General features: G+C 73.0%; 13 protein-coding genes. 6 read left to right on the forward strand and 7 right to left on the reverse strand.

The features are described from left to right. Nucleotides 1-1,227 carry an Ig-like domain-containing protein gene (locus AB0I22_RS34630; protein WP_363134963.1) on the reverse strand — a complete coding sequence of 409 codons (1,227 nt, stop codon included), beginning with the start codon at nucleotides 1,225-1,227 and terminating at the stop codon, nucleotides 1-3. Nucleotides 1,228-1,583: 356 nt separating this feature from the next. On the opposite strand from AB0I22_RS34630, the gene glgX reads away from it, so the two are divergent. From glgX to AB0I22_RS34645, 3 genes are read left to right on the forward strand one after another with little or no spacing between them, the layout of a single operon-like run. Beyond that, nucleotides 1,584-3,797: a glycogen debranching protein GlgX gene (gene glgX / locus AB0I22_RS34635; protein WP_363134978.1), complete on the forward strand. Its 2,214-nt coding sequence runs from the start codon at nucleotides 1,584-1,586 to the stop codon at nucleotides 3,795-3,797. 34 nt (nucleotides 3,798-3,831) lie between these two features. Next, nucleotides 3,832-6,177: an ABC transporter transmembrane domain-containing protein gene (locus tag AB0I22_RS34640; RefSeq protein WP_363134964.1), complete on the forward strand. Its 2,346-nt coding sequence runs from the start codon at nucleotides 3,832-3,834 to the stop codon at nucleotides 6,175-6,177. Further along, nucleotides 6,174-8,027 (forward strand): ABC transporter ATP-binding protein, encoded by a 1,854-nt coding sequence (locus AB0I22_RS34645; RefSeq protein ID WP_363134965.1) that lies wholly within the window; start codon nucleotides 6,174-6,176, stop codon nucleotides 8,025-8,027. Before AB0I22_RS34640 ends, AB0I22_RS34645 begins: the two co-directional genes overlap by 4 nt. 202 nt (nucleotides 8,028-8,229) lie before the next feature. On the opposite strand, the gene AB0I22_RS34650 is transcribed toward AB0I22_RS34645, so the two are convergent. After that, nucleotides 8,230-9,177, reverse strand: a complete 948-nt coding sequence (locus AB0I22_RS34650; protein ID WP_363134966.1) for an SDR family oxidoreductase — start codon at nucleotides 9,175-9,177, stop codon at nucleotides 8,230-8,232. Nucleotides 9,178-9,302: 125 nt separating this feature from the next. Between AB0I22_RS34650 and AB0I22_RS34655 the strand changes: the two genes are divergently transcribed. Next, entirely contained in the window at nucleotides 9,303-9,872 is a 570-nt protein-coding gene (locus AB0I22_RS34655; protein WP_363134967.1) for a TetR family transcriptional regulator, read from the forward strand. Nucleotides 9,873-9,933: 61 nt separating this feature from the next. On the opposite strand, the gene AB0I22_RS34660 is transcribed toward AB0I22_RS34655, so the two are convergent. The 5 genes from AB0I22_RS34660 to AB0I22_RS34680 all read right to left on the reverse strand — a co-directional run bounded on the left by AB0I22_RS34660 (nucleotide 9,934) and on the right by AB0I22_RS34680 (nucleotide 15,720). Beyond that, the gene (locus AB0I22_RS34660) at nucleotides 9,934-10,494 is read right to left on the reverse strand and encodes a GNAT family protein (protein WP_363134968.1); all 561 of its coding nucleotides are present in this window, start codon (nucleotides 10,492-10,494) and stop codon (nucleotides 9,934-9,936) included. Between the two features lie 68 nt (nucleotides 10,495-10,562). Further along, nucleotides 10,563-11,204 (reverse strand): class I SAM-dependent methyltransferase, encoded by a 642-nt coding sequence (locus tag AB0I22_RS34665; RefSeq protein WP_363134969.1) that lies wholly within the window; start codon nucleotides 11,202-11,204, stop codon nucleotides 10,563-10,565. Nucleotides 11,205-11,346: 142 nt separating this feature from the next. After that, nucleotides 11,347-14,454, reverse strand: a complete 3,108-nt coding sequence (locus AB0I22_RS34670; RefSeq protein WP_363134970.1) for a tetratricopeptide repeat protein — start codon at nucleotides 14,452-14,454, stop codon at nucleotides 11,347-11,349. Between the two features lie 131 nt (nucleotides 14,455-14,585). Then, on the reverse strand, nucleotides 14,586-15,110 hold the full coding sequence (locus AB0I22_RS34675) for a hypothetical protein (RefSeq protein WP_363134971.1): 525 nt from the start codon (nucleotides 15,108-15,110) through the stop codon (nucleotides 14,586-14,588). Between the two features lie 79 nt (nucleotides 15,111-15,189). Next, nucleotides 15,190-15,720 (reverse strand): DinB family protein, encoded by a 531-nt coding sequence (locus AB0I22_RS34680; protein ID WP_363134972.1) that lies wholly within the window; start codon nucleotides 15,718-15,720, stop codon nucleotides 15,190-15,192. Nucleotides 15,721-16,199: 479 nt separating this feature from the next. Between AB0I22_RS34680 and AB0I22_RS34685 the strand changes: the two genes are divergently transcribed. After that, complete coding sequence (locus AB0I22_RS34685; RefSeq protein WP_363134973.1) at nucleotides 16,200-18,488, forward strand: M4 family metallopeptidase; 2,289 nt, start codon at nucleotides 16,200-16,202, stop codon at nucleotides 18,486-18,488. Nucleotides 18,489-18,793: 305 nt separating this feature from the next. Continuing rightward, a complete protein-coding gene (locus AB0I22_RS34690; protein ID WP_363134974.1) occupies nucleotides 18,794-20,419 on the forward strand; it encodes a M4 family metallopeptidase in 1,626 nt (541 codons plus the stop codon). The last annotated feature ends 215 nt before the right edge of the window (nucleotides 20,420-20,634 follow it).

Raw genomic sequence — 20,634 nt, forward strand, 5'->3', positions numbered from 1 at the left:
TCAGCGCAGCGCCGACCCGGCCCGCCACCGCTCCCACGACATGTTCCAGCCGCTGAGCCCGTTGTCCGGGGCGACCGAGCCGTCCCGCGAGTTGACCACCTCGACCACGTCGCCGATCAGCGTCTTGCCGAAGAACCAGCCAGCCGGTGTGGACGGGCTGCCGCCCTGCTCGTCGCGGAGCCCCACGCAGCCGTGGCTGGTGTTGACGGAGCCGAACGTATTGGCGGGCGCCCAGTAGTTGCCGTGCAGGAACGTCCCGGAGCGGGTCAGCCGCATCGCGTGCGGCACGTCCTCGATGTCGTACTCGCCGCCGAACCCGACCGTCTGCCCGTTCATCCGCGTCACGTCGTACTTCTCGCTGACCACCAGCTTGCCGTTGTACGTGGCGTTCCCCGGCCCGCCCGCGGTGACCGGCAGCGTCGCGAACCGCCGGCCGTCGCGGACGACGGCCATGGTGTGGGCGGCCGCGTCCACCGTGGAGACCTGGGAGCGGCCGATGGTGAAGGTGACCTTCTTCTGCTGGATGCCGTACGCCCGCGCCGCGCCGCGCACATCGCGCAGCCGCAGGTCGAGGGTGACCTTGGTGCCCGGCTTCCAGTACGCGCGCGGGCGGAAGTCCAGCCGCCCGGAGCCGAACCAGTGGGCGGCCACCTCGGTCCGCGGCTCGGCCGTGACCCGGACGGCGCGTTCGACGGCGGCCCGGTCGGTGACGGGGCGGTTGAAGTCCAGGGAGACGATCATTCCGGTGCCGACGGTGGACCGGTGCTCGGGCTGGAAGTAGCCGACGAAGCGGTGCTCCGGCACGTACGTGGTGAACGCGGTGTGCCGGGCGGCGCGGTGGCCGCGAGCGTCCAGGGCGACGGCGTCCACGGTGTACTTCGCGGCGAGGCGCAGCCCGGCCCGGCCGGTGGGCCGCCAGCTGCGGCCGTCCGCCGAGATCCGCCCCGGCACGGACCGTTCGTCGCCGTCCTCGACGGCGGCGACCCGTACGCGCTCCAGCTTTCCGCCGGGGGCGTCCACGGTGAAGGCGTCCGCCGCGCGTACGCCTTTCGCGCCGTCGCGCGGTGCGACCTTGATGACTTCCTCGGCCGGCCGCGCGCCGCCGTCCGGCGCGGGCTCGCCGCGTCCGCACCCCGTGAGCGCCGCGAGCCCCGTCAGCGCCGATACGGCCGTTGCGAAGCAGAGTCCTGCCCCCGTGCGCGCCCCGCGCTTCGTTGCATGTGTCACGCCGGGACCAACGACCGTTTCCACCGGGGGAAACGAGGGGGTATGCGGCCGCCGGTCCCGGCCGTAGGTGTGATGACATGCCCTGTTCTGGGAAGAACAGGTAAAAGGACGGGATCGCCGCCGCACGGCCGGGACGCCTGAGCGGTGGCGGTGCCGTCCTGTGCAGCAGGAAGCAGCCGTCCGCGAGCCGCCCGGAGGCGAAACAGGTGTCGAGCGCAGCCGAGCAGGGGACCGTCCGGGGAGGACCGGCAGAGATCCGTACGAACGGCGCCCCTCCCCCGGCCGCCCCCGGCCCGCCCGCGCCGGCCCCCGCCGGGCCCGGCGCCCGCAATGGCGGGCGGCGGGCGGCGGCCCGGGTGTGGACCGGGAGCTCGGAGCCGCTGGGGGCGCGCTTCAGAGTCGGGCCGGACGGAGTGGCGGGGACGAACTTCGCGCTCTGGGCGGGCGGCGCGGAGGCGGTGGAGCTGTGCCTGTTCGCGGCGGACGGCACGGAGACGCGCTGCATGCTCGGCGAGCTGACGCACGAGATCTGGCACGGCTTCGTGCCCGGCGTCCTCCCCGGCCAGCGGTACGGCTACCGCGTGCACGGCCGCTGGGACCCCTGGATGGGCGCCCGCTGGAACCCGGCCAAGCTGCTCCTCGACCCGTACGCGCGCGCCGTGGACGGCGAGTTCACCGGCTACGGGCGCACGGGGACCGGGCGGGGCGCGCTGCCCGCCGAGATGTACGGGCATGTGCGGGACTGGCCACAGCAGCATGTCGCCGACACCGTGCGCGACGAGCGCGACTCGGCCCCGTACGTGCCCAAGGGCGTCGTCGTCCATGACGACGACGACTGGGCGGACGACCACCGGCCGAAGACCCCGTGGGCCGATTCCGTCATCTACGAACTGCACGTGCGCGGCTTCACCATGCGCCATCCGCGGATTCCGGAGCGGCTGCGCGGCACGTACGCGGGGCTCGCGCACCCGGCGGCGATCGACCACCTCAGAGGGCTCGGGGTGACAGCGGTGGAGCTGCTGCCGGTGCACCAGTTCGCCCATGAGGACCATCTGCTGCGGCGGGGCCTCGGCAATTACTGGGGCTACAACTCGGTCGGCTATTTCGCTCCGCACGCCGCCTACTCGGCGTCGGGGACGCGCGGCGAGCAGGTCGGCGAGTTCAAGCGGATGGTGCGGGCGCTGCACACGGCGGGCATCGAGGTCATCCTCGACGTCGTCTACAACCACACGGCCGAGGCGGGCGAGTACGGCCCGACGCTGTCCCTGCGCGGCATCGACAACCGGGGCTACTACCGCCTCCAGGGCGATCTGCGGCGCTACGCGGACTACACGGGCTGCGGCAACACCCTCCATGTGGTGCAACCCAACGTCCTGCGGCTGATCACCGACTCGCTGCGCTACTGGGTGACGGAGATGGGGGTCGACGGGTTCCGCTTCGATCTGGCGGCGGCGCTGGCGCGCTCCATGCACGACGTCGACATGCTCTCGCCGTTCCTCGCCGTCATCGCCCAGGACCCGGTGCTGCGGCGGGTCAAGCTGATCGCCGAGCCGTGGGACGTCGGCTCCGGCGGCTACCAGGTGGGGTCCTTCCCGCCGCTGTGGACCGAGTGGAACGACCGCTACCGGGACGCGGTGCGCGACTTCTGGCGGGGCTCCCTCCCGGACGTGCGCGACCTCGGCTACCGGCTCTCCGGCTCCAGCGACCTGTACGCGTGGGGCGGCCGGCGCCCGTACGCCTCCGTCAACTTCATCACCGCGCACGACGGTTTCACGCTGCGCGACCTCGTCTCGTACGAGCACAAGCACAACGAGGCCAACGGGGAGGGCAACCGGGACGGCACCGACGACAACCGGGCGTGGAACTGCGGGGCGGAGGGCGAGAGCGACGATCCGGCCGTACGGGCGCTGCGGCGGCGGCAGCTGCGCAACATGCTGACCACGCTGCTGCTGTCCACGGGGGTGCCGATGCTCGTCGCGGGCGACGAGATGGGGCGCACCCAGGGCGGCAACAACAACGCCTACTGCCAGGACGACGAGACGAGCTGGGTGGACTGGTCGCTGCTGGAGGAGCCCGGCTGGCGCGCGCTGCGCGACCTCACGGCCCGGCTGATCGCACTGCGCCGCGCCCATCCGGTGCTGCGCCGCCGCGCCTTCTTCTCCGGCCGGCAGACCCCGGACGGGCTGCGGGACCTGGCCTGGTTCACGGCGGACGGGGCGGAGATGACGGAGGCCGACTGGTACGCGCCGACCTCGACGATCGGCATGTACCTGTCGGGCCGGGACATCGCGCAGCGCGACCCGCAGGGCGTGCCGGTCATCGACGACAGCTTCCTCGCGCTGCTGCACACGGGCGACGAAGCGCTGCGCTGCACACTGCCGGGAGCGCCGTGGGCGGGGGCGTACGAGGTGCTGGTGGACACGGCGAGCGAGGCGGACCAGGGGGTGGGCGTCCGGCACCGCGCCGGGACCCGGTTGACGGTCGGGGCGCGCTCGGCCGTCCTGCTGAAGGTCGTCGAGGCGGCCGGGCCCGCGGCGGCCAGGACCGACACGGGCCGGAAAACCGAGTGAGCGTTGTCAGTGGTGAACCGTAGTCTCGCCACTGATGCCCACGACGAGCGAGGTACCCCATCCGAAGGAGGACGCGGAGCGCGCCCCGCGCCGCTCCGCCGTCCGTTCACTGCTGCGCCTGCTGCCGTACCTGCGGCCGGTGCGCGCCCGGCTGGTCACGGCGGCGGTGATCGCCGTCGTGGCGTCCTGCATCGGCCTGGTCATCCCGCTCGCGCTCAAATGGATCGTGGACGGGCCGGTCGCCGGCCGCGACCCGTCGGGGGTGTGGCTGGGCGGCGGGATGCTGCTGCTCCTCGGCTTCGCGGAGGCGGGGCTGTTCGGGCTGCGGCGGTGGCTGGTGGCGCGGCCCCTGGCCCGGATAGAGGCGGACATGCGCTCGGACCTCTACCGGCACCTCCAGCGGCTCCCGGTCTCCTTCCACGACCGCTGGCCGTCGGGGCAGTTGCTGTCGCGGGCCACGACCGACCTGATGCTGTTGCGCATGTTCTTCGCCTTCCCCATGACGTTCCTGCTGGTCAACGGCGTCACGGTCGTCGTCGGCTGCGTCATCCTGTTCGTCCAGCAGTGGGGGCTGGGGCTCGTGCTGCTGGCGCCGATCCTGCCGATCGTGGTGCTGTGCTCGGTCTTCGAACACCGCTACGCGGTGGCGGCGCGCGCCTCGCAGGACCAGATCGGCGACCTGACGACGGTCGTCGAGGAGAGCGTGCTGGGCATCCGCATCATCAAGGGCTTCGGCCAGCACCGGGCGCAGGAGCGCGCGTTCCGGGCGCTGTCGCGGCGGGTGCGCGGGACGGAGCTGCGCAAGGCCGGACTGCTGGGCTGGCTCTGGGGTGTGATCACGACGCTGCCGGAGCTGGCGATCGCCGCGGCTCTGGTGCTCGGCACGGTGCAGGTGGCCGACGGCGTGCTGTCGGCGGGGACGCTGGTGGCGTTCCTGTCCACCGCGCTCGCGCTGCGCTGGCCGGTCGAGTCCATCGGCTTCCTGCTCGCGATCAGCAACGACTCGGCGACGGCGACGGACCGGCTGTTCGAGGTGCTGGACGCGCCCGTGCCGGAGGACGTACCGGCCGGCCGGGACGGGGAGGGCGGGACGCGCAGGCGTCCTGGCGAGGGTCCGGACGGAGAGGAGCGGGCGCGGCGCAGGCTTCCTGCAGACGGCACGGACGGGGAGGGCGGGGCACGTACGCGTCCTGGCTACGGCCCGGACGGAGAGGAAGGGGCACGGCGCACGCTTCCCGCTGACGGCACGGACGGACAGGACGGAGCACGCACGCGCCCTGGCGACGGCCCGGACGGAGAGGAGCGGGCGCCGCTCACGCGCCCTGGCGACGGCCCGGACGGGCAGGACGGGGTGCGCAGGCATCCCGCCGATGGCTCGAACGCGGGCGACGGCGCGCGCAGGCATCCCGGCGTCGGCGCGGACGAAGACGGCGACGCTCGCACTCTTCCGGCCGCCGGCCCGGACGCGGACGACGGCGTGGGCGCGCGTCCCGCCGACGGCCCGGGCGCGGGCGCGGACAGCGGCGCGGGCAAGCGCCCTGCCTGCGACCCGGACGGAGGCGTCGGCGCACGGAAGCGCACTGCCGCCGGGAGTACGGCGGCGGCTCGGCCGGAGGGCGACGGGCTGCGGCTCCGCGGCGTCGGGTTCCGCTACGCCGACGCGCCGCCGCACGCCCCGGCCGTCCTGCACGACGTGGATCTGCACGTCCGGCCCGGCGAGACCATGGCGCTCGTCGGGGCCACGGGCAGCGGCAAGACGACGCTCACCACGCTGATCCCCCGGCTCCAGGAGCCGACCGAGGGCCGCATCACGCTCGACGGCGCGGATGTGCGGGCGCTGCCCCGGGAGAGGGTGCGCGCGCTGGTCGCCGTGGCGTTCGAGGAGGCCACGCTGTTCTCCGCCACGGTCGGGGAGAACGTCCTGATGGGCGCCGAGGACGTGGCGGAGGGCGACCTGGCGCGGGCGCTGGAGGTGGCGCAGGCCGGGTTCGTACACGATCTGCCGGAGGGCGCCCGGACGCAGGTCGGCGAGCAGGGGCTCAGCCTCTCCGGCGGTCAGCGGCAGCGGCTCGCGCTGGCCCGCGCGGTGGTGGGCAGACCGCGGTTCCTCGTGCTCGACGATCCGCTCTCCGCGCTCGACGTGCATACGGAGGCCCTGGTGGAAGCCGCGCTGCGGGAGGCGCTGGCGACCACGACGGCGCTGATCGTCGCACACCGCCCCTCCACGGTCCTGCTCGCCGACCGCGTCGCGCTGCTGTCCGGCGGCCGGATAGCGGCCGTCGGCACCCACCACGAACTGCTGCACGGCAACGCCGAGTACGCGTCGCTGATGTCCGGTCACGACAGCCACGACAGCCACGAGGGGGGCGTACGACGATGAGCACCACCGTTTCCGACCAGCCGGTCACCGACGAGGAGCGCCCCGCGCCCGCCGCGGTGGACGATTCGTTCGACAATGACGTGCTGCCCGCGCCCAAGGGCGCGTCCTGGGCGCTGCTCCGGTCGCTGCTGAGGCCCGCCCACGGGCGGGTGTGGGTGAGCGTCCTCGTACTGCTGGTACAGCAGGCGGCGGTGCAGGCGGGCCCGCTGCTCGTCGCGTTCGCGATCGACCGCGCGGTGCCCGCGTTCCGTCGGCACGACTACGGCCCCTTGATCGCGGTGGGCACCGCCTATGTGGTCTGCGCCCTGCTCGCGGGCCTGCTGCAACTCGCCTTCGTCCGGCTCTCCGCGTGGATCGGCCAGGACGCGCTGCTCGATCTGCGGGGCCGGATCTTCCGGCACGGGCAGGCGCTGAGCGTGGACTTCCACGACCGGTACACCTCCGGCCGGCTCATCTCCCGCGCCACCACGGACGTCGAGTCGATCCGCGAGCTGCTCAACGACGGCCTCCAGGAGCTGATCGGGGTCGGGCTGTCGACGGTGTTCATCGCGGCGATGCTGCTCTACCTCGACTGGGGGCTGGGCGGCGCGGCGCTGTTCGCCTTCGTCCCGCTCTACCTGCTCATCCGGAACTTCCAGCGCCGTTCGATGGTCGCCTACCGGGCGCGGTCCACGGCCATAGCGAAGGTCATCGTGAAGTTCGCGGAGACGATGAACGGGATCCGGCCCGTGCAGGCGTTCCGCCGGGAGCGCGTCAACGAGGAGCAGTTCGCGAAGCTCAATCGGCACCACGAGCGGGTCAACGGCTCCGCGATACTGGAGATGGCGCGCTACGTCGTCTCGTCGCGGCTGGTGGCGAACTCGGCGCTGGCGGCGATCGTGGTGTGGGGCGCGTACCGCGTCGCCTCCGGCGAGCTGGCGCTGGGCGTGCTCGCGGCGGCCGTGCTCTATCTGCGGCGGCTGTACGACCCGATCGACCGGCTGGGCATGTTCCTCAACTCCTACCAGTCCGCGGCCGCTTCGCTGGAGAAGATCGCGGGACTGCTCGCCCAGCGGCCCTCCGTACCGGAACCGGCGTCCCCGCGACCGCTGCCCGAGCCTCCCGCCGGCCGGCCCGGCCGGGAGGTCGTCTTCGACGGGGTGCGCTTCGGGTACCGCAAGGGCGGCGAAGTGCTGCCCCGCTTCGATCTGACGCTGCGCGCAGGTCAGACGGTCGCGGTCGTCGGGGCGACGGGCGCGGGCAAGTCGACGCTGGCGAAGCTGCTCGCCCGGTTCTACGACCCGACGGGCGGCCGGGTGCTGCTGGACGGCGTGCCGCTCGCCGAACTGGCCGGCGCGGACCTGCGCGGCAATGTGGTGATGGTGACGCAGGAGGCGTTCCTCTTCTCCGGCACCGTGGGCGAGAACATAGCGATCGGCAAGCCCGACGCCACGCCCGAGGAGATCGAGCGGGCGGCGAAGGCGATCGGCGCGCACGAGTTCATCGACGCGCTCCCGGACGGCTACGACACGGACGTGCGCAAGCGCGGCGGCCGCATCTCGGCGGGCCAGCGGCAGCTCGTCGCCTTCGCCCGCGCGCTGCTCGCCGATCCGGCGGTCCTCATCCTCGACGAGGCCACGTCCTCGCTCGACATCCCCGGCGAACGGGCCGTGCAGCGCGCGATGGACACGGTGCTGCGCGGCCGTACGGCCGTGGTGATCGCGCACCGCCTCTCGACGGTGGAGATAGCGGACCGGGTGCTGGTGATGGCCGACGGCCGCATCGTCGAGGACGGCGCCCCGGCCGAACTCATCGCCGGGACGGGCCGGTTCGCGGACCTGCACCGGGCCTGGCGGGAGAGCCTGGTCTGACGGGTCCGGAGTACGGGTCCGGGCCGAGCGCCGAATCCGGGTTCCGCAGGTGGGCTTGAGGCGTCGGTGCGTACGGGCGGGCGGCGGGCGCTACGGGCACGCCGCGCCGCCCGCCGCCCCGAGCCCAAGCAGGTCACGCAGGTCAAGCAGGTCAAGCAGGTCAAGCAGGTCAAGCCTGCGAACCTGCGGGCCGGTCCCGCGCTCAGGCCGGCCGGTCGGCGAAGTAGTGCCCCTTGTCGAGGTCGTCGAGGAGCCCGGGGCCGGTCGGCCGCCAGTCCAGCAGTTCGCGCGTACGGGCGCTGGAGGCGGGGCTGTCCAGGTCGAGCGTGGGCGCCAGCCAGCCGAAGTGCGCGGGCGCGTCAGCCGGGGAGATCGAGGCCGTGGGCAGGCCGAGGCCGCGGCCGATCGCCTCGGCGATGTCGCGCATCGGCACCCCTTCGTCCCCGGCCGCGTGCAGCGTCGAGCCCGCCGGCGCGCTCTCCGCCGCGAGCCGGAAGAGGCGCGCGGCGTCGAACCGGTGCACGGCGGACCAGCGGGCGGCGCCGTCGCCGATGTAGCCGGCGACGCCCCTTTCGCGGGCGACGCCGATGAGGACGGGGAGGAAGCCGTAGTCCCCGTCGCCGTGCACGGTCGGGGCGAGCCGCACGACGGACGAGCGGACGCCGCCCTCCGCGAGGGCGACCGCCGCGTGCGCGTTGGCCATGCGCGTGGCCGGGCCGCCGCTCTGAGCGCTCCCCTCGGCGGCGCTCCCCTCGGCGGACGCCTGGCCGTCCTGCTCCGTGAGGATCCGGCCCGGAGTCACTCCGAGGGTTCCGTTGGCGATGACGAGCGGGCGTCCGGAACCGGCCAGCGCCTCGCCGAACGCGTCGATGGCACGCCGGTCCGCCTCGACGGCCGCGCCGGCATCTCCGCCGATCATGAGGTCGTGCTTGTAGGCGAGGTGGATCACTCCGTCGGAACCGGCGGCCGCGCCGCGCAGGACGCCGAGGTCGTCGAGCGTCCCGCGGCACACCTCGGCGCCCGCCTCGGCGAGCGTGGCGGCCGACTCGTCGGAGCGGGCGAGCCCGAGGACCTGGTGGCCCGCGCCGATGAGTTCGGGGACGACGGCTGAACCGATCCAGCCGGATGCTCCGGTGACGAATACGCGCATGGGGAATACCTCCGCATAAGCCGTCCGCCACGCCTGTGCGCCGCGCGGCGGACGAGTCGATGTCAGCAACTGTCATCGACAGTAGCACCTCGATGTCAGTGACTGTCATCGCGTAGAATCGCCGCATGAGCCGATGGGAGCCCAACGCGCGCGGACGCCTCGAACAAGCGGCGCTGGACCTCTTCGGCGAGCGCGGGTTCGAGCAGACCACCGCCGCGCAGATCGCCGAGCGCGCCGGACTCACCGAGCGGACGTTCTTCCGGCACTACGCCGACAAGCGCGAGGTGCTCTTCGGCGAGGCGCACACGCTGGAGCAGGCCTTCGTCGACACCTTCACCGGCATCCCGGACACGGTCGCGCCGATCGACGCGATGGCCTCGGCGCTGGAGACCATCGCCGCCCGGTACTTCGACCCCCGCCACGAGCGGGTCCGGCAGCGCCACGCCGTCATCATGGCCAACGCGGAGCTGCGCGAGCGCGAGTTGATCAAGCTGGCGTCACTGTCCGCCGCGCTCGTCGCCGCGCTGCGCCGCCGCGGCATCGAACCCTCGGCCGCGCACCTCACCGCGGAGGTCGGCATCGCCGTCTTCAAGGTCGGCTTCGGGCGCTGGATCGGCGACACCGGGGAACGCACTCTGGCGGACTTCTTCCGGGAGTCCCTCGATGGACTCAGAGTGGTGATCGCGGGCGGGTGACCGTACGCCCGGCGGCCCTGGCCACAAGCGGCCCTTTAGCGGCCGTAGCCGCGAGCAGTCGTCAGTTCTCCGGCGGGCCGTCATGCAGAATCCGCTGGAACATGCGGTGGTCCCGCCATTCCCCGTCGATGTGCAGATAGCGCGGCGCCATGCCGATCGGCTCGAAGCCGTTCTTCTCCAGCACGCGTTGCGACGCGGCGTTGTCGAGCAGCGTGGCGGCCTCGATGCGGTGCAGGCCGACGCGGTCGCGCGCCGCGCGGCAGACGCTGGCCACAGCGGCGCCGGCCAGCCCCCTGCCCTGCTGGTCGGCGGCCACCCAGTACCCCAGGTACGCGCTACGGAAGGGCCCGAAGGTCAGTCCCGAGAGCGTGATCGTGCCGATGACGGCGCCGTCGCCCTCGATGACCCAGGGCACCGCGCGCCGCTCCGAGAAGTTCAGCAGCTGCTCGGCGACGCGTGCCGCCTGGCCCTCGACGGTGAAGAAGCTCTCCGGGCGGCGGGGCTCCCAAGGGGCCAGATACTCCCGGTTCGCCGTGTACGCGGAACGCAGTGCTTCCGCGTCGTCGCCGGAAAGGAGTCGCAAAAGGACGCCGCCGGGCAGCATTTCGCCAGGAATGATCATTGATTCACTCTAGCCGGGGCGACGAAAGCGCATCCGCGAGCCCGCGGACCCCCGGGCGGGCGGCCCCGTCACCGCTCCGCGCGCAGCACCACCAGGCGGCACGTGACCGGTTCGCTCGTGTGGTACGTCTGGTCGGGGCGGTCCTCGACGACGGTGACGGCGCCCTGGCTCGTCAGTTCGGCCACGTGGCGGGCGAAGCCCATGTCCTCCCACACCTGGGTCAGCACCGTCATCACGACGTACCCGCCCCGGCGCGCGGCCGCGACGAGCGGGTCGATGCCCTCGGGGCCGACGTGTCCGGCCGTGAAGGTGCCCGCGCAGCTCACCGCGCCGTAACCGCCGGGGGCGAAGGGCAGCGGGCGGGTGATGTCCGCGCACTCCAGCCGTCGGTAGACGCCCTTGCTCCGGGCGACCTTCAGCATGCCCTCGGAGAGGTCGACGCCGTCGACGGCCGTGAAGCCGCGCGCCGCCAGTTCGGCGCCCACCAGGCCCGTACCGCAGCCGGCGTCCAGGACCGGGGTGTCGGCGGGGACCAGTTCCGCCACGAGGCCGGCGACCAGGGGCGGGCCGACGTAGCCCAGCTGCTCGACGGTGTCCTCGTCGTACGCGCCGGCCCAGTCGTCGTAGATGCCCGTGCGCTTCTCGACGTCGCCGTCGAGGTGGTACATGCGCTTCAGGATCGGGTGCTGCACGTTCAACCGCTCTGCCACGGGTGCCGCCTCTCGACGCCGGTGCTGTCGCCGCCGGCCCCCGGCGCCGGTGGAAGCCGACGGAGCGATAGGAGGAGGCTAGGGCGGAAGCGGATCGGCGGACAACCACGCCACGCCCCGCCGTACCGCGCGCTCTCCGCCGTCACCGCGGTCCGGCCCCTTTCCTGCCGCCCTTCCCGCCCCGCGGCCTCGGGTACGACGGCATGCGCCAGCGGGCCAGCCGGCGGCGGACCGCGCGGGTGTCGGGGTGGTCCGGGCCCAGGACGCGTTCGTGCTCGGCGAGCAGATGCGCCAGCGTCTCGTTCGCCCCGGCCCAGTCCCCCGAGCTCTCCCACCAGGTCGCGAGCCGCCGCCGGGTGGCGAGCAGGTCCGGGTGGTCCGGACCCAGCAGCCGCCGCTTCTCGGCCAGCACCTCCTCCAGCGTCTCCATGGCCCCGTCCCAGTCGCGGGACATGCCCACCCAGTGCGCCAGGTGGAGGCGGGTCGTCCAGGTCTCGGGGTGGTCCTGGCCCAGTTCGGCGCGCTGTTCGGCGAGGACCTCGTGGAGCGTGCCGACCGCGCCCGCGATGTCCCCGGCCTGGCCCCGGCGGTCGGCGAGCCGGCGGCGGGTCGCCCAGGTGTCGCGGTGCGCCGGGCCCAGCAGCCGCCGCTGGTCGGCGAGGAGTTCCTCGGTGACGGCGATGGCGCCCGCCCAGTCCCCGGCGTGGCCGCGGCGTTCGGCTATGGCGCTGCGGGTGGCCAGTGTGGCGGGGTGGCCGCGGCCCAGCACCCGTTCCTGTTCCACGAGGAGCGCCTCGGTCTCGGCCATCGCCCCGGCCCAGTCGCCCGCCTGCCCGCGCCGGGCCGCGAGCGTACGGCGCATCAGCAGCGTCTCGGTGTGGTCCGGTCCCCACAGCCGCGCCAGCTCCGCCAGCAGTTCCTCGGTGTCGGCGATGGCGCCCGCCCAGTCGCCCGCCTGTCCGCGCCGGTCGGCCAGTGCCCGGCGGGCCGCGAGGGTGTCGGGGTGGTCCCGGCCCAGCAGCCGTTCCAGGTCGCCGAGCAGCACCTCGGTCTCGGCGACCGCGCCCTGCCGGTCCCGTACGTGCACGAGCCGGTCGGCGAGGTGGCGGCGGGTGGCGAGGGTGTCGGGGTGGTCGCGGCCCAGGACGCGCGCCTGCTCCTCCAGCAGTTCCCGGGTCTCGGCGGCGGCGCCGGCCGGGTCGCCCGCCTGCGCCCGCCACTGGGCGAGGTGGAGCCGGGCGGCGAGGGTGCCGGGGTGCTCCCGGCCGAGTTCCCGCTCGCGCTCGCTCAGCAGCTCCTCCCAGACCGCGACCGCCCCGGCCCGGTCTCCCGCGGTCAGCCGCCATTCGGCGATCCGGTGACAGGTCGGCAGGATGGAGGGGTCCGCGAGACCCAGCAGCCGCTTCTGCGCGGCGAGCACGTCGGCGTTGTCGGCGGCCCCGCCCTCCCGGTCGCCGCTGTCGCGGCGGAGTTGGGCGAGGTTGCGGCGGGTGGCGAGGAGGTCCGGGTGGCCGTCGCCCAGGGCCTCCTGCTGGGTGGCGAGCATGGCCTCGGTGACGGCGATGGCGCCGAGCCAGTCGCGGCCGTTGGCGAGCCAGCCCGCGAGGTCGCGCTGGGTGAGGAGCGTCTCCCGGTGGGCGGGGCCCAGCGTCCGCTGCCGTTCGGCGAGGAGTTCCGCGGTCGCGGCGGCGGCCTTCGCCCAGTCCCCCGCGCGCCCCTGCCGCAGGGCCAGTTCGCCGCGGACGGCGAGGGTGTCGGGGTGCGCGGCACCGAGGTGCCGCTCCGCCGATTCGTACAGCCGGCGGGTGTAGCCGATGGAGGCGACGACGGCCCCGGACTCCCAGAGGCTCTGGGCGGCCCGTACGAGCACGGGGTGGGCGGCGGCCGACCACAGCCGGGGGCCCGCGTGGGTGTCCAGGGCGTCGGCGTTGGCGCGCAGCACCCGGTGGTCGGCGGCCGTCTCGGCCGCCGGCCACGCTTCGAGTACGGCCCCGGAGGCGGCCCGTACGGCCCAGTCGAGGGCGTCCTCGGTCAGCTCGTCGCGGGTGGCGCGCTGGATCAGGCCGTGTACGCGCAGGGAGCGGTGGGCCGCGTCGGCGTACGTGCGTACGGGCGCGGCCGGGGCGCCGGGGCCGGGCACCGACGGGTCCGTGAGGTCCGCGAGGTTGAGCCGGTGCAGGCAGTGCAGGGCGTCGCTCGCGTTCTCCTCGTCCACGTCCCGGCCGCCCGCGTCCGCCCGGTGCTCGGTGAGGTAGGCGAGGGCCGCGGGGCTGGTGAGGACGGTGGCGGGGATGCCGTTGGGGTCGAGGAGGCAGGCCAGTTGGATCAGCGGCCGGGCGAGGCCGCGCGGGGCGAGCCGGTCGGCCAGCTCGATGGAGAGCGACCAGGTCGCGGCCACCGACGTCCGCTGCTCGTCGGGGAGGGCGCCGTCCTCGGGCAGCACCTCGGCGAGGGCGCGGCGGCGGTCCGCGAACCGCTGGCGGTAGGCGGCGCAGTCCAGGCCGCGGTCGATCAGATACGCGGCGGCCTGCGCGAGGGCCAGCGGCAGGCAGCCCAAGTCGGCTGCCAGCGCGCGGATCTGCGCCTCGTCGTCGGCCCGGCCGTGCGTGGCGAGCGTCGCCGTCAGATAGGCGGCGGCCTCCCGCGGGCTGAACAGGCCGACGCTGATGAGCCGCCGGCCGCTGCCGGTCAGCGCGGCGTCGCGGCGGCGGGTGGTGACGATGACCCGGCCGGCCCCGGCGCGCGGCGGCCACAGGCCGCGCAGCAGGCCGGGGTCGGCGAGGTCGTCGAGGACCACGAGCCAGCGCACCGCCGTGGTCTCCAGCCAGCTCAGGAACGTACGGGCGGCCTGCTCCGGATCGGTGTCGCCAGGATCGGCGACCTGGGCGGCGGCGTGCGCGTAGGCGGAGACGACGGCGTCCCGGCCGCTCGCGGTGACCCACACCAGCAGGTCCACCCCGCCGCTGTCCCACTGGCGGCGGGCGTAGTGGGCGGCGAGCTGCGTCTTGCCGACGCCGCCGGTGCCGGAGATGACCTGGCAGAGCACGGCCGTGCCGCCGTCGGCCACCGCCGCGTCGAGGTCGTCGACGGCCAGCCGGTGCTGGAAGCAGTCGGCGCGGCCGGGGATGACGCCAACCTGCTGGGGCCAGCGGACCGGCGGCCGGCCCGCGCCGTTGACCACGACCTGGCCGATGCGCATCGCGGCGATCGAGCCGTCGCTCGCGGCGACGGCCCCCGCGGGCCCCGGCACGTACCCGGGTGCGAGTCCCGGTACGGCCCCCGGGACAGACCCCGGCACGAGTCCCGGTACGGACCCAGGTGCGAGCCCCGGCACGGGCCCGGGCACGAGCCCGCCGTTCGCGGACGCCGGGCCGGATTCCCTCAGTTCTGGGGCGAATCCGGCCTTGAGGGGTTTCCCAGGGTCACGTCCCCGTCGATGTTGACGACGCCGCCCGCGATCGAGCCCTGTTCGGCGCGTGCGGTGACGGAGCCGGCGGCGAGGCCGTGGTCGCCCGCCACCTGGACGCCGCGCGCGTCGCCGATGCGGCGGTCGACCAGCGAGACGGCGGCGCGCAACTCCTCGGCTGCGGCCTCCCGTTCGTCGTCGTCGAGGTCCTCCAGGAGGTCCGCGATGCGGTTCTGCCAGCGGTCCCGCAGCCGGTCGCGGAGTTCGTCGTCGCGCGAGGCGTCCGGCGGGCCGTCCGGCGAACCGTTCGACGCGCCGGCGGTCAGCTCCGCGGCCGTACGGTCCAGCCGCTCCAGCGTGGTGCGGGCGCTCCGCTCGCCGCTTCGGCCGAAAAACGTCGCGAGCCGGTTCCGGAACGCGGTCCACGCGTCCGTACCGGCCGCCTGGACCACCGCTGTGCCGCCCGCCCCGGCCAGCGCGGCCAACGCCTCCGTCAGCATCCGGTTCCCCTTAGACCTCGTTGCCGTACAGGCGAGTAGACGCCCATGCGGCCCGTCGTTGACCCGAAGGGTACCGGCGTCACTCCCCTGTCGCGCCGTCCGCCAGTTCACGGACCACGTCGAGCTGGCCGACGTGGCGGGCGTACTCCTGGAGGACGTGGAAGAGGATCCAGCCGAGCGTCGGCGCGTCCGCCTCCGTCGCGAACCGGCCACCGGTGCGGGCGCGTTGGCCGCTCGGCACGCCGGACGCGATCTCGCGCGAGTGCTCGCACTGCGCGGTGAAGGCGGCCCGCACGGTCTCGGCCGTCTCGCCTTCGGGGACGTGCCACCGGCCGCCGGGCCCCCGGTCGCCCCAGGCCCGTTCCGCTTCCATGGCCGCGCCCTGGAAGCCCCAGCGGAACCAGCGCAGTTCGACCCAGGTCAGGTGCCTGACCAGCTCCAGCGGTGTCCAGCCGGACGGCAGCCGGCTGGTGCGCAGCTCGGTCTCGTCGAGGCCGTCGAGCTTGCGGAGCAGCGTGGCGCGGTAGTAGTCGAGGTACGCGTCGGCGAGTTCGCGGGGGTCGCCGAGGTGGTGCGGTGGTTCTGCGGCGGGCAGCGGTGACGTGGTCATTCGATGATCGTACGGATCATCGTACGTACGTCCCGGAGCTCACCCTCCACGCGTCGTAAGGTCCGGTGCGCCCGTGCCGTTCGGGCCGTCGCGCCGGCCTCCGTACGCGCGTCGCAGCAGGTCGGCGCGTGCGCCGCGGCTGCCTGTACGCCCCAGGCCGTGCGACCGCTATACGAACCGCGATCACTGCGCAACGGACGGTTTCCGGCCAATTGTTGTCACGCCCCTGACATATGGCGGCTTCCGGTGACACTCTTCCCTCGGTTGACGCACGGCTCCCCCATCTCCCCAGCCGGCCGGCGTCGCCGCTCACCCCCCACGCCCCGGCGCACCGCGGCCGCCCGACCCAACCGGTCCGGGCGGGCCTGAGATGCGGCGGACGCTCCATCTGTTCTGCCTCGATCTGCCCGGGCGACCACCCCGCCGCCCGGTCTCCGTCGGCCGCGCCTCCCGTCGTGGCCACCGCAGAAGGAGTCAGCGTGAGACGCACCCCCCATCGGCGCGCCATGGCGACCGGCGCTCTCGTCGCCGCGGGAGCCATGATCGCCGTCGGAGTACAGGCCGGTTCGGCCACGGCCCGCCCGGACGACGCGTCCGCGGCCGGCGGCAAGGTGATCGCCAAGGCCGATCCCGGTGCGCAGCCGGTCAAGCTCTCGCCGTCGCAACGCGCCGCACTGCTCAAGGAAGCGAACGCCACCAAGGCGGAGACCGCCAAGAGCCTGGGCCTCGGGGCCAAGGAGAAGCTCGTCGTCCGGGACGCCACGAAGGACGCGAACGGCACGGTGCACACCCGGTACGAGCGGACGTACGACGGGCTGCCCGTGCTCGGCGGCGACCTGGTCGTCGACGAGACCAAGAGCGGCAAGCTCCGGTCGGTGGCCAAGGCCACCAAGGCGCGGGTGCGGGTGGCCACGACGAAGGCCGCCGTCGCCCCGTCTGCGGCCGAGAAGTCGGCGGTCGCCTCCGCGAAGTCGCAGGGCTCGAAGAAGACCGCCGCGGACAAGGCGCCGCGCAAGGTGGTCTGGGCCGCGAAGGGCTCCCCCACCCTCGCGTACGAGACCGTGGTCGGCGGCTTCCAGGACGACGGCACCCCCAACCAGCTGCACGTCATCACGGACGCGAAGACCGGCAAGAAGCTCTTCGAGTTCCAGGGCGTCAAGAACGGCACGGGCAACAGCCAGTACAGCGGCAAGGTCACCATCGGCACGTCCGGGTCGGGCAGTTCGTACCAGATGAACGACACGACGCGCGGCAGCCACAAGACCTACAACCTCAACCGCGGCACGTCCGGCACCGGCACGCTGTTCACCGACTCCGACGACACCTGGGGCAACGGGACGACGAGCGACGCGGCGACCGCCGGCGTCGACGCGCACTACGGCGCGCAGCTCACCTGGGACTACTACAAGAACGTGCACGGGCGCAGCGGCATCCGGGGCGACGGCGTCGGCGCGTACAGCCGCACCCACTACGGCAACGCCTACGTCAACGCGTTCTGGGACGACAGCTGCTTCTGCATGACGTACGGCGACGGCCAGGGCAACACCAAGCCGCTGACCTCGATCGACGTGGCCGCGCACGAGATGACGCACGGCGTCACCTCCGCCACCGCCAACCTCACCTACAGCGGTGAGTCCGGCGGCCTGAACGAGGCCACCTCCGACATCATGGCGACGGCCGTCGAGTTCTGGGCCAACAACCCGAGCGACGTGGGCGACTACCTGATCGGCGAGAAGATCAACATCAACGGGAACGGCACCCCGTTGCGCTACATGGACAAGCCCAGCAAGGACCGGTCGTCCAAGGACAGCTGGTACGCGGGCATCGGCGGCATCGACGTGCACTACTCGTCGGGCCCGGCCAACCACTGGTTCTACCTGGCGTCCGAGGGCAGCGGCCCGAAGGACATCAACGGCGTGCACTACGACAGCCCGACCTCCGACGGGCTGCCGGTCACCGCCATCGGCCGGGACAACGCGGCGAAGATCTGGTTCAAGGCGCTGACCCAGCGGATGCGCTCCAACACCAACTACGCGGGCGCGCGTGAGGCGACGCTGTGGGCGGCCGGCGAGCTGTTCGGCGTCGGCAGCGAGACGTACAACAACGCGGCGAACGCCTGGGCCGGCATCGCCGTCGGCAGCCGGGTCCCCTCCGGCGGCGTCTCGGTGACCGGCCCCGGTGACCAGACGACCAAGCTGAACCAGGCCGTGAACCTCCAGATCAAGGCGACGAGCACCAACCCGGGCGCGCTGAAGTACGCGGCGACCGGCCTGCCCGCCGGCCTCAAGATCGACGCGGCGACGGGGCTGATCTCCGGCAACCCGACGGCCGTCGGCGCGAGCAATGTGACCGTGACGGTGACGGACTCGGCCAACAAGACGGGCACGGCCGCCTTCAAGTGGACCGTGACCGGCGGTGACGAGGGCAGCGAGTTCGAGAACAGCACCGATGTCGCGATCCCCGACTCGGGTGCGGCGGTCACCTCGCCGGTGACCGTGACCCGCAGCGGCAACGCCCCGGCCGCGCTCAAGGTGGCCGTGGACATCAAGCACACCTACCGCGGCGACCTGGTCGTCGAGCTGGTGGCGCCGAGCAGCAAGTCCTACCGGCTGAAGAACTACGACCCGTGGGACTCGGCGGAGAACGTGAACGCCACGTACACCGTCAACGCCTCCGCGGAATCGGCCAGCGGTGTCTGGAATCTGCGGGTCCAGGACGTGCTCGCGGGCGACACCGGCTTCATCGACAGCTGGAAGCTGACCTTCTGATCCCCTCACGGCCTGCGGTGCGCGGCTGACCGGCAGGCGACTGAACGAGACGCCGTCCGGGGTGAGTTCGACTCCCCCGGGCGGCGTCTTACCCATTTCCGCAGGCCCTTCCGTGTCCTGTTCGTTATGCGGATGTGAATCAACGGCGAACGGACGAATTCCAGCCAACCTGATGTTCGACCAGTGACATGTACGCGCCCCGGATGGGAGTCTCACAGCGCACGTCACACCCACACCTCTTGTTTCGGTCCGGACAGCCCTTCCCCGCCGTCCGTACCGAACCCCCACAGCAAGAAGGAGTTCGCGTGAGGACTCGCGCTACCCGTATATCCGCCGCCGCTGCCATCGCCACCGCCGCCGCACTGGTCACCACCGGTCTGACGACCGGCTCCGCGGGCGCCGCCCCCACGGCGAGAGAGCTGGGCGCCCAGTCCGTCAAGCTCTCGCCCTCGCAGCGCGTCGAGCTGATGCACAGCGCCAACGCCACCACGGCGAAGGCGGCGAAGACGCTCGGCCTCGGCTCGCAGGAGAAGCTGGTCGTCAAGGACGTCATCAAGGACGTCGACGGCACCGTGCACACCCGGTACGACCGTACGTACGCGGGGCTGCCCGTGCTCGGCGGCGACCTGGTCGTGCACCAGGCCAAGGACGGCAAGGTCAAGGACGTCACCAAGTCGACGAAGGCCGCCGTCAAGGTCGCCTCGCTCACGCCGAAGGTGGCCCCGAAGGCCGCCCAGCAGAGCGCGCTGAAGGCCGCCAAGGCCGTGTCCGGCGCCAAGGCGGCCGCCGACAAGGCCCCGCGCAAGGTGATCTGGGCGGCCAAGGGCACCCCGGTCCTCGCGTACGAGACCGTGGTCGGCGGCGTCCAGAAGGACGGCACGCCCAACCAGATGCACGTCATCACGGACGCCGACACCGGCAAGAAGATCTTCGAGTACCAGGGCATCGAGAACGGCGCCGGCACCAGCGAGTACAGCGGCAAGGTGGAGCTGGGCACCTCCAAGGAGGGCAGCGGCTTCTCCCTGACGGACAAGGGCCGCGGCGGCCACAAGACGCTCAACCTGGACCACGGCCAGTCCGGTGAGGGCAAGCTCTTCACCAAGGACAAGGACGAGTGGGGCAACGGCAAGCCGGACAACCCGGAGACCGCCGCCGTGGACGCCGCGTACGGCGCCCAGGTCACCTGGGACTACTACAAGAACGTGCACGGCCGCGACGGCATCAAGGGCGACGGCAAGGGCGCCACGTCCCGCGTCCACTACGGCAACGGCTACGTCAACGCGTTCTGGGACGACAGCTGCTTCTGCATGACCTACGGCGACGGCGAGGGCGACAAGAAGCCCCTGACCGAGATCGACGTGGCGGCGCACGAGATGAGCCACGGGGTCACCTCGGCCACCGCCAACCTGGAGTACAGCGGCGAGTCCGGCGGCCTCAACGAGGGCACCTCCGACATCTTCGGCACGGCGGTCGAGTTCAACGCCAAGAACGCCGAGGACCCGGGCGACTACCTCATGGGCGAGAAGATCGACATCAACGGCGACGGCACCCCGCTGCGCTACATGGACAAGCCCAGCAAGGACGGCCAGTCCGCCGACTTCTGGTCCTCGGACGTCGGCAACATGGACGTGCACTACTCCTCCGGCGTCGCCAACCACTGGTTCTACCTGGCGTCCGAGGGCAGCGGCGCCAAGGAGATCAACGGCGTCAAGTACGACAGCCCGACCAAGGACGGCAAGAAGGTCGAGGGCATCGGCCGCGACAAGGCCGAGAAGGTCTGGTTCAAGGCGCTGACCACGTACATGACGTCCAACACGGACTACAAGGGCGCCCGTGAGGCGTCGCTGAAGGCCGCGGGCGACCTGTACGGCAAGGACAGCAAGGAGTACAAGGGCGTGGACGCGGCCTGGGCCGGCGTCAACGTGAAGTGACCGAAGGCGCTGTGCAGCGACCGACGGCACTGCGAGATGACCGAAGGCACCGCGAGGTGACCGACGTCGCTGTGAAAGCGATCGACGTCACTGTGAAGCGGCCGACGGCGCTCGCGGCCGGCTGAACCGACCCGGCCGCGCCTTGTACGTCCGGGGCTCAGCCCGTGAAGCGCTGGCGCAGCTCGCCGATGCCCTCGATGGTGGTGACGAGCTCG

It is taken from the genome of Streptomyces sp. NPDC050610, assembly GCF_040654875.1.
Taxonomy (GTDB): Bacteria; Actinomycetota; Actinomycetes; order Streptomycetales; family Streptomycetaceae; genus Streptomyces.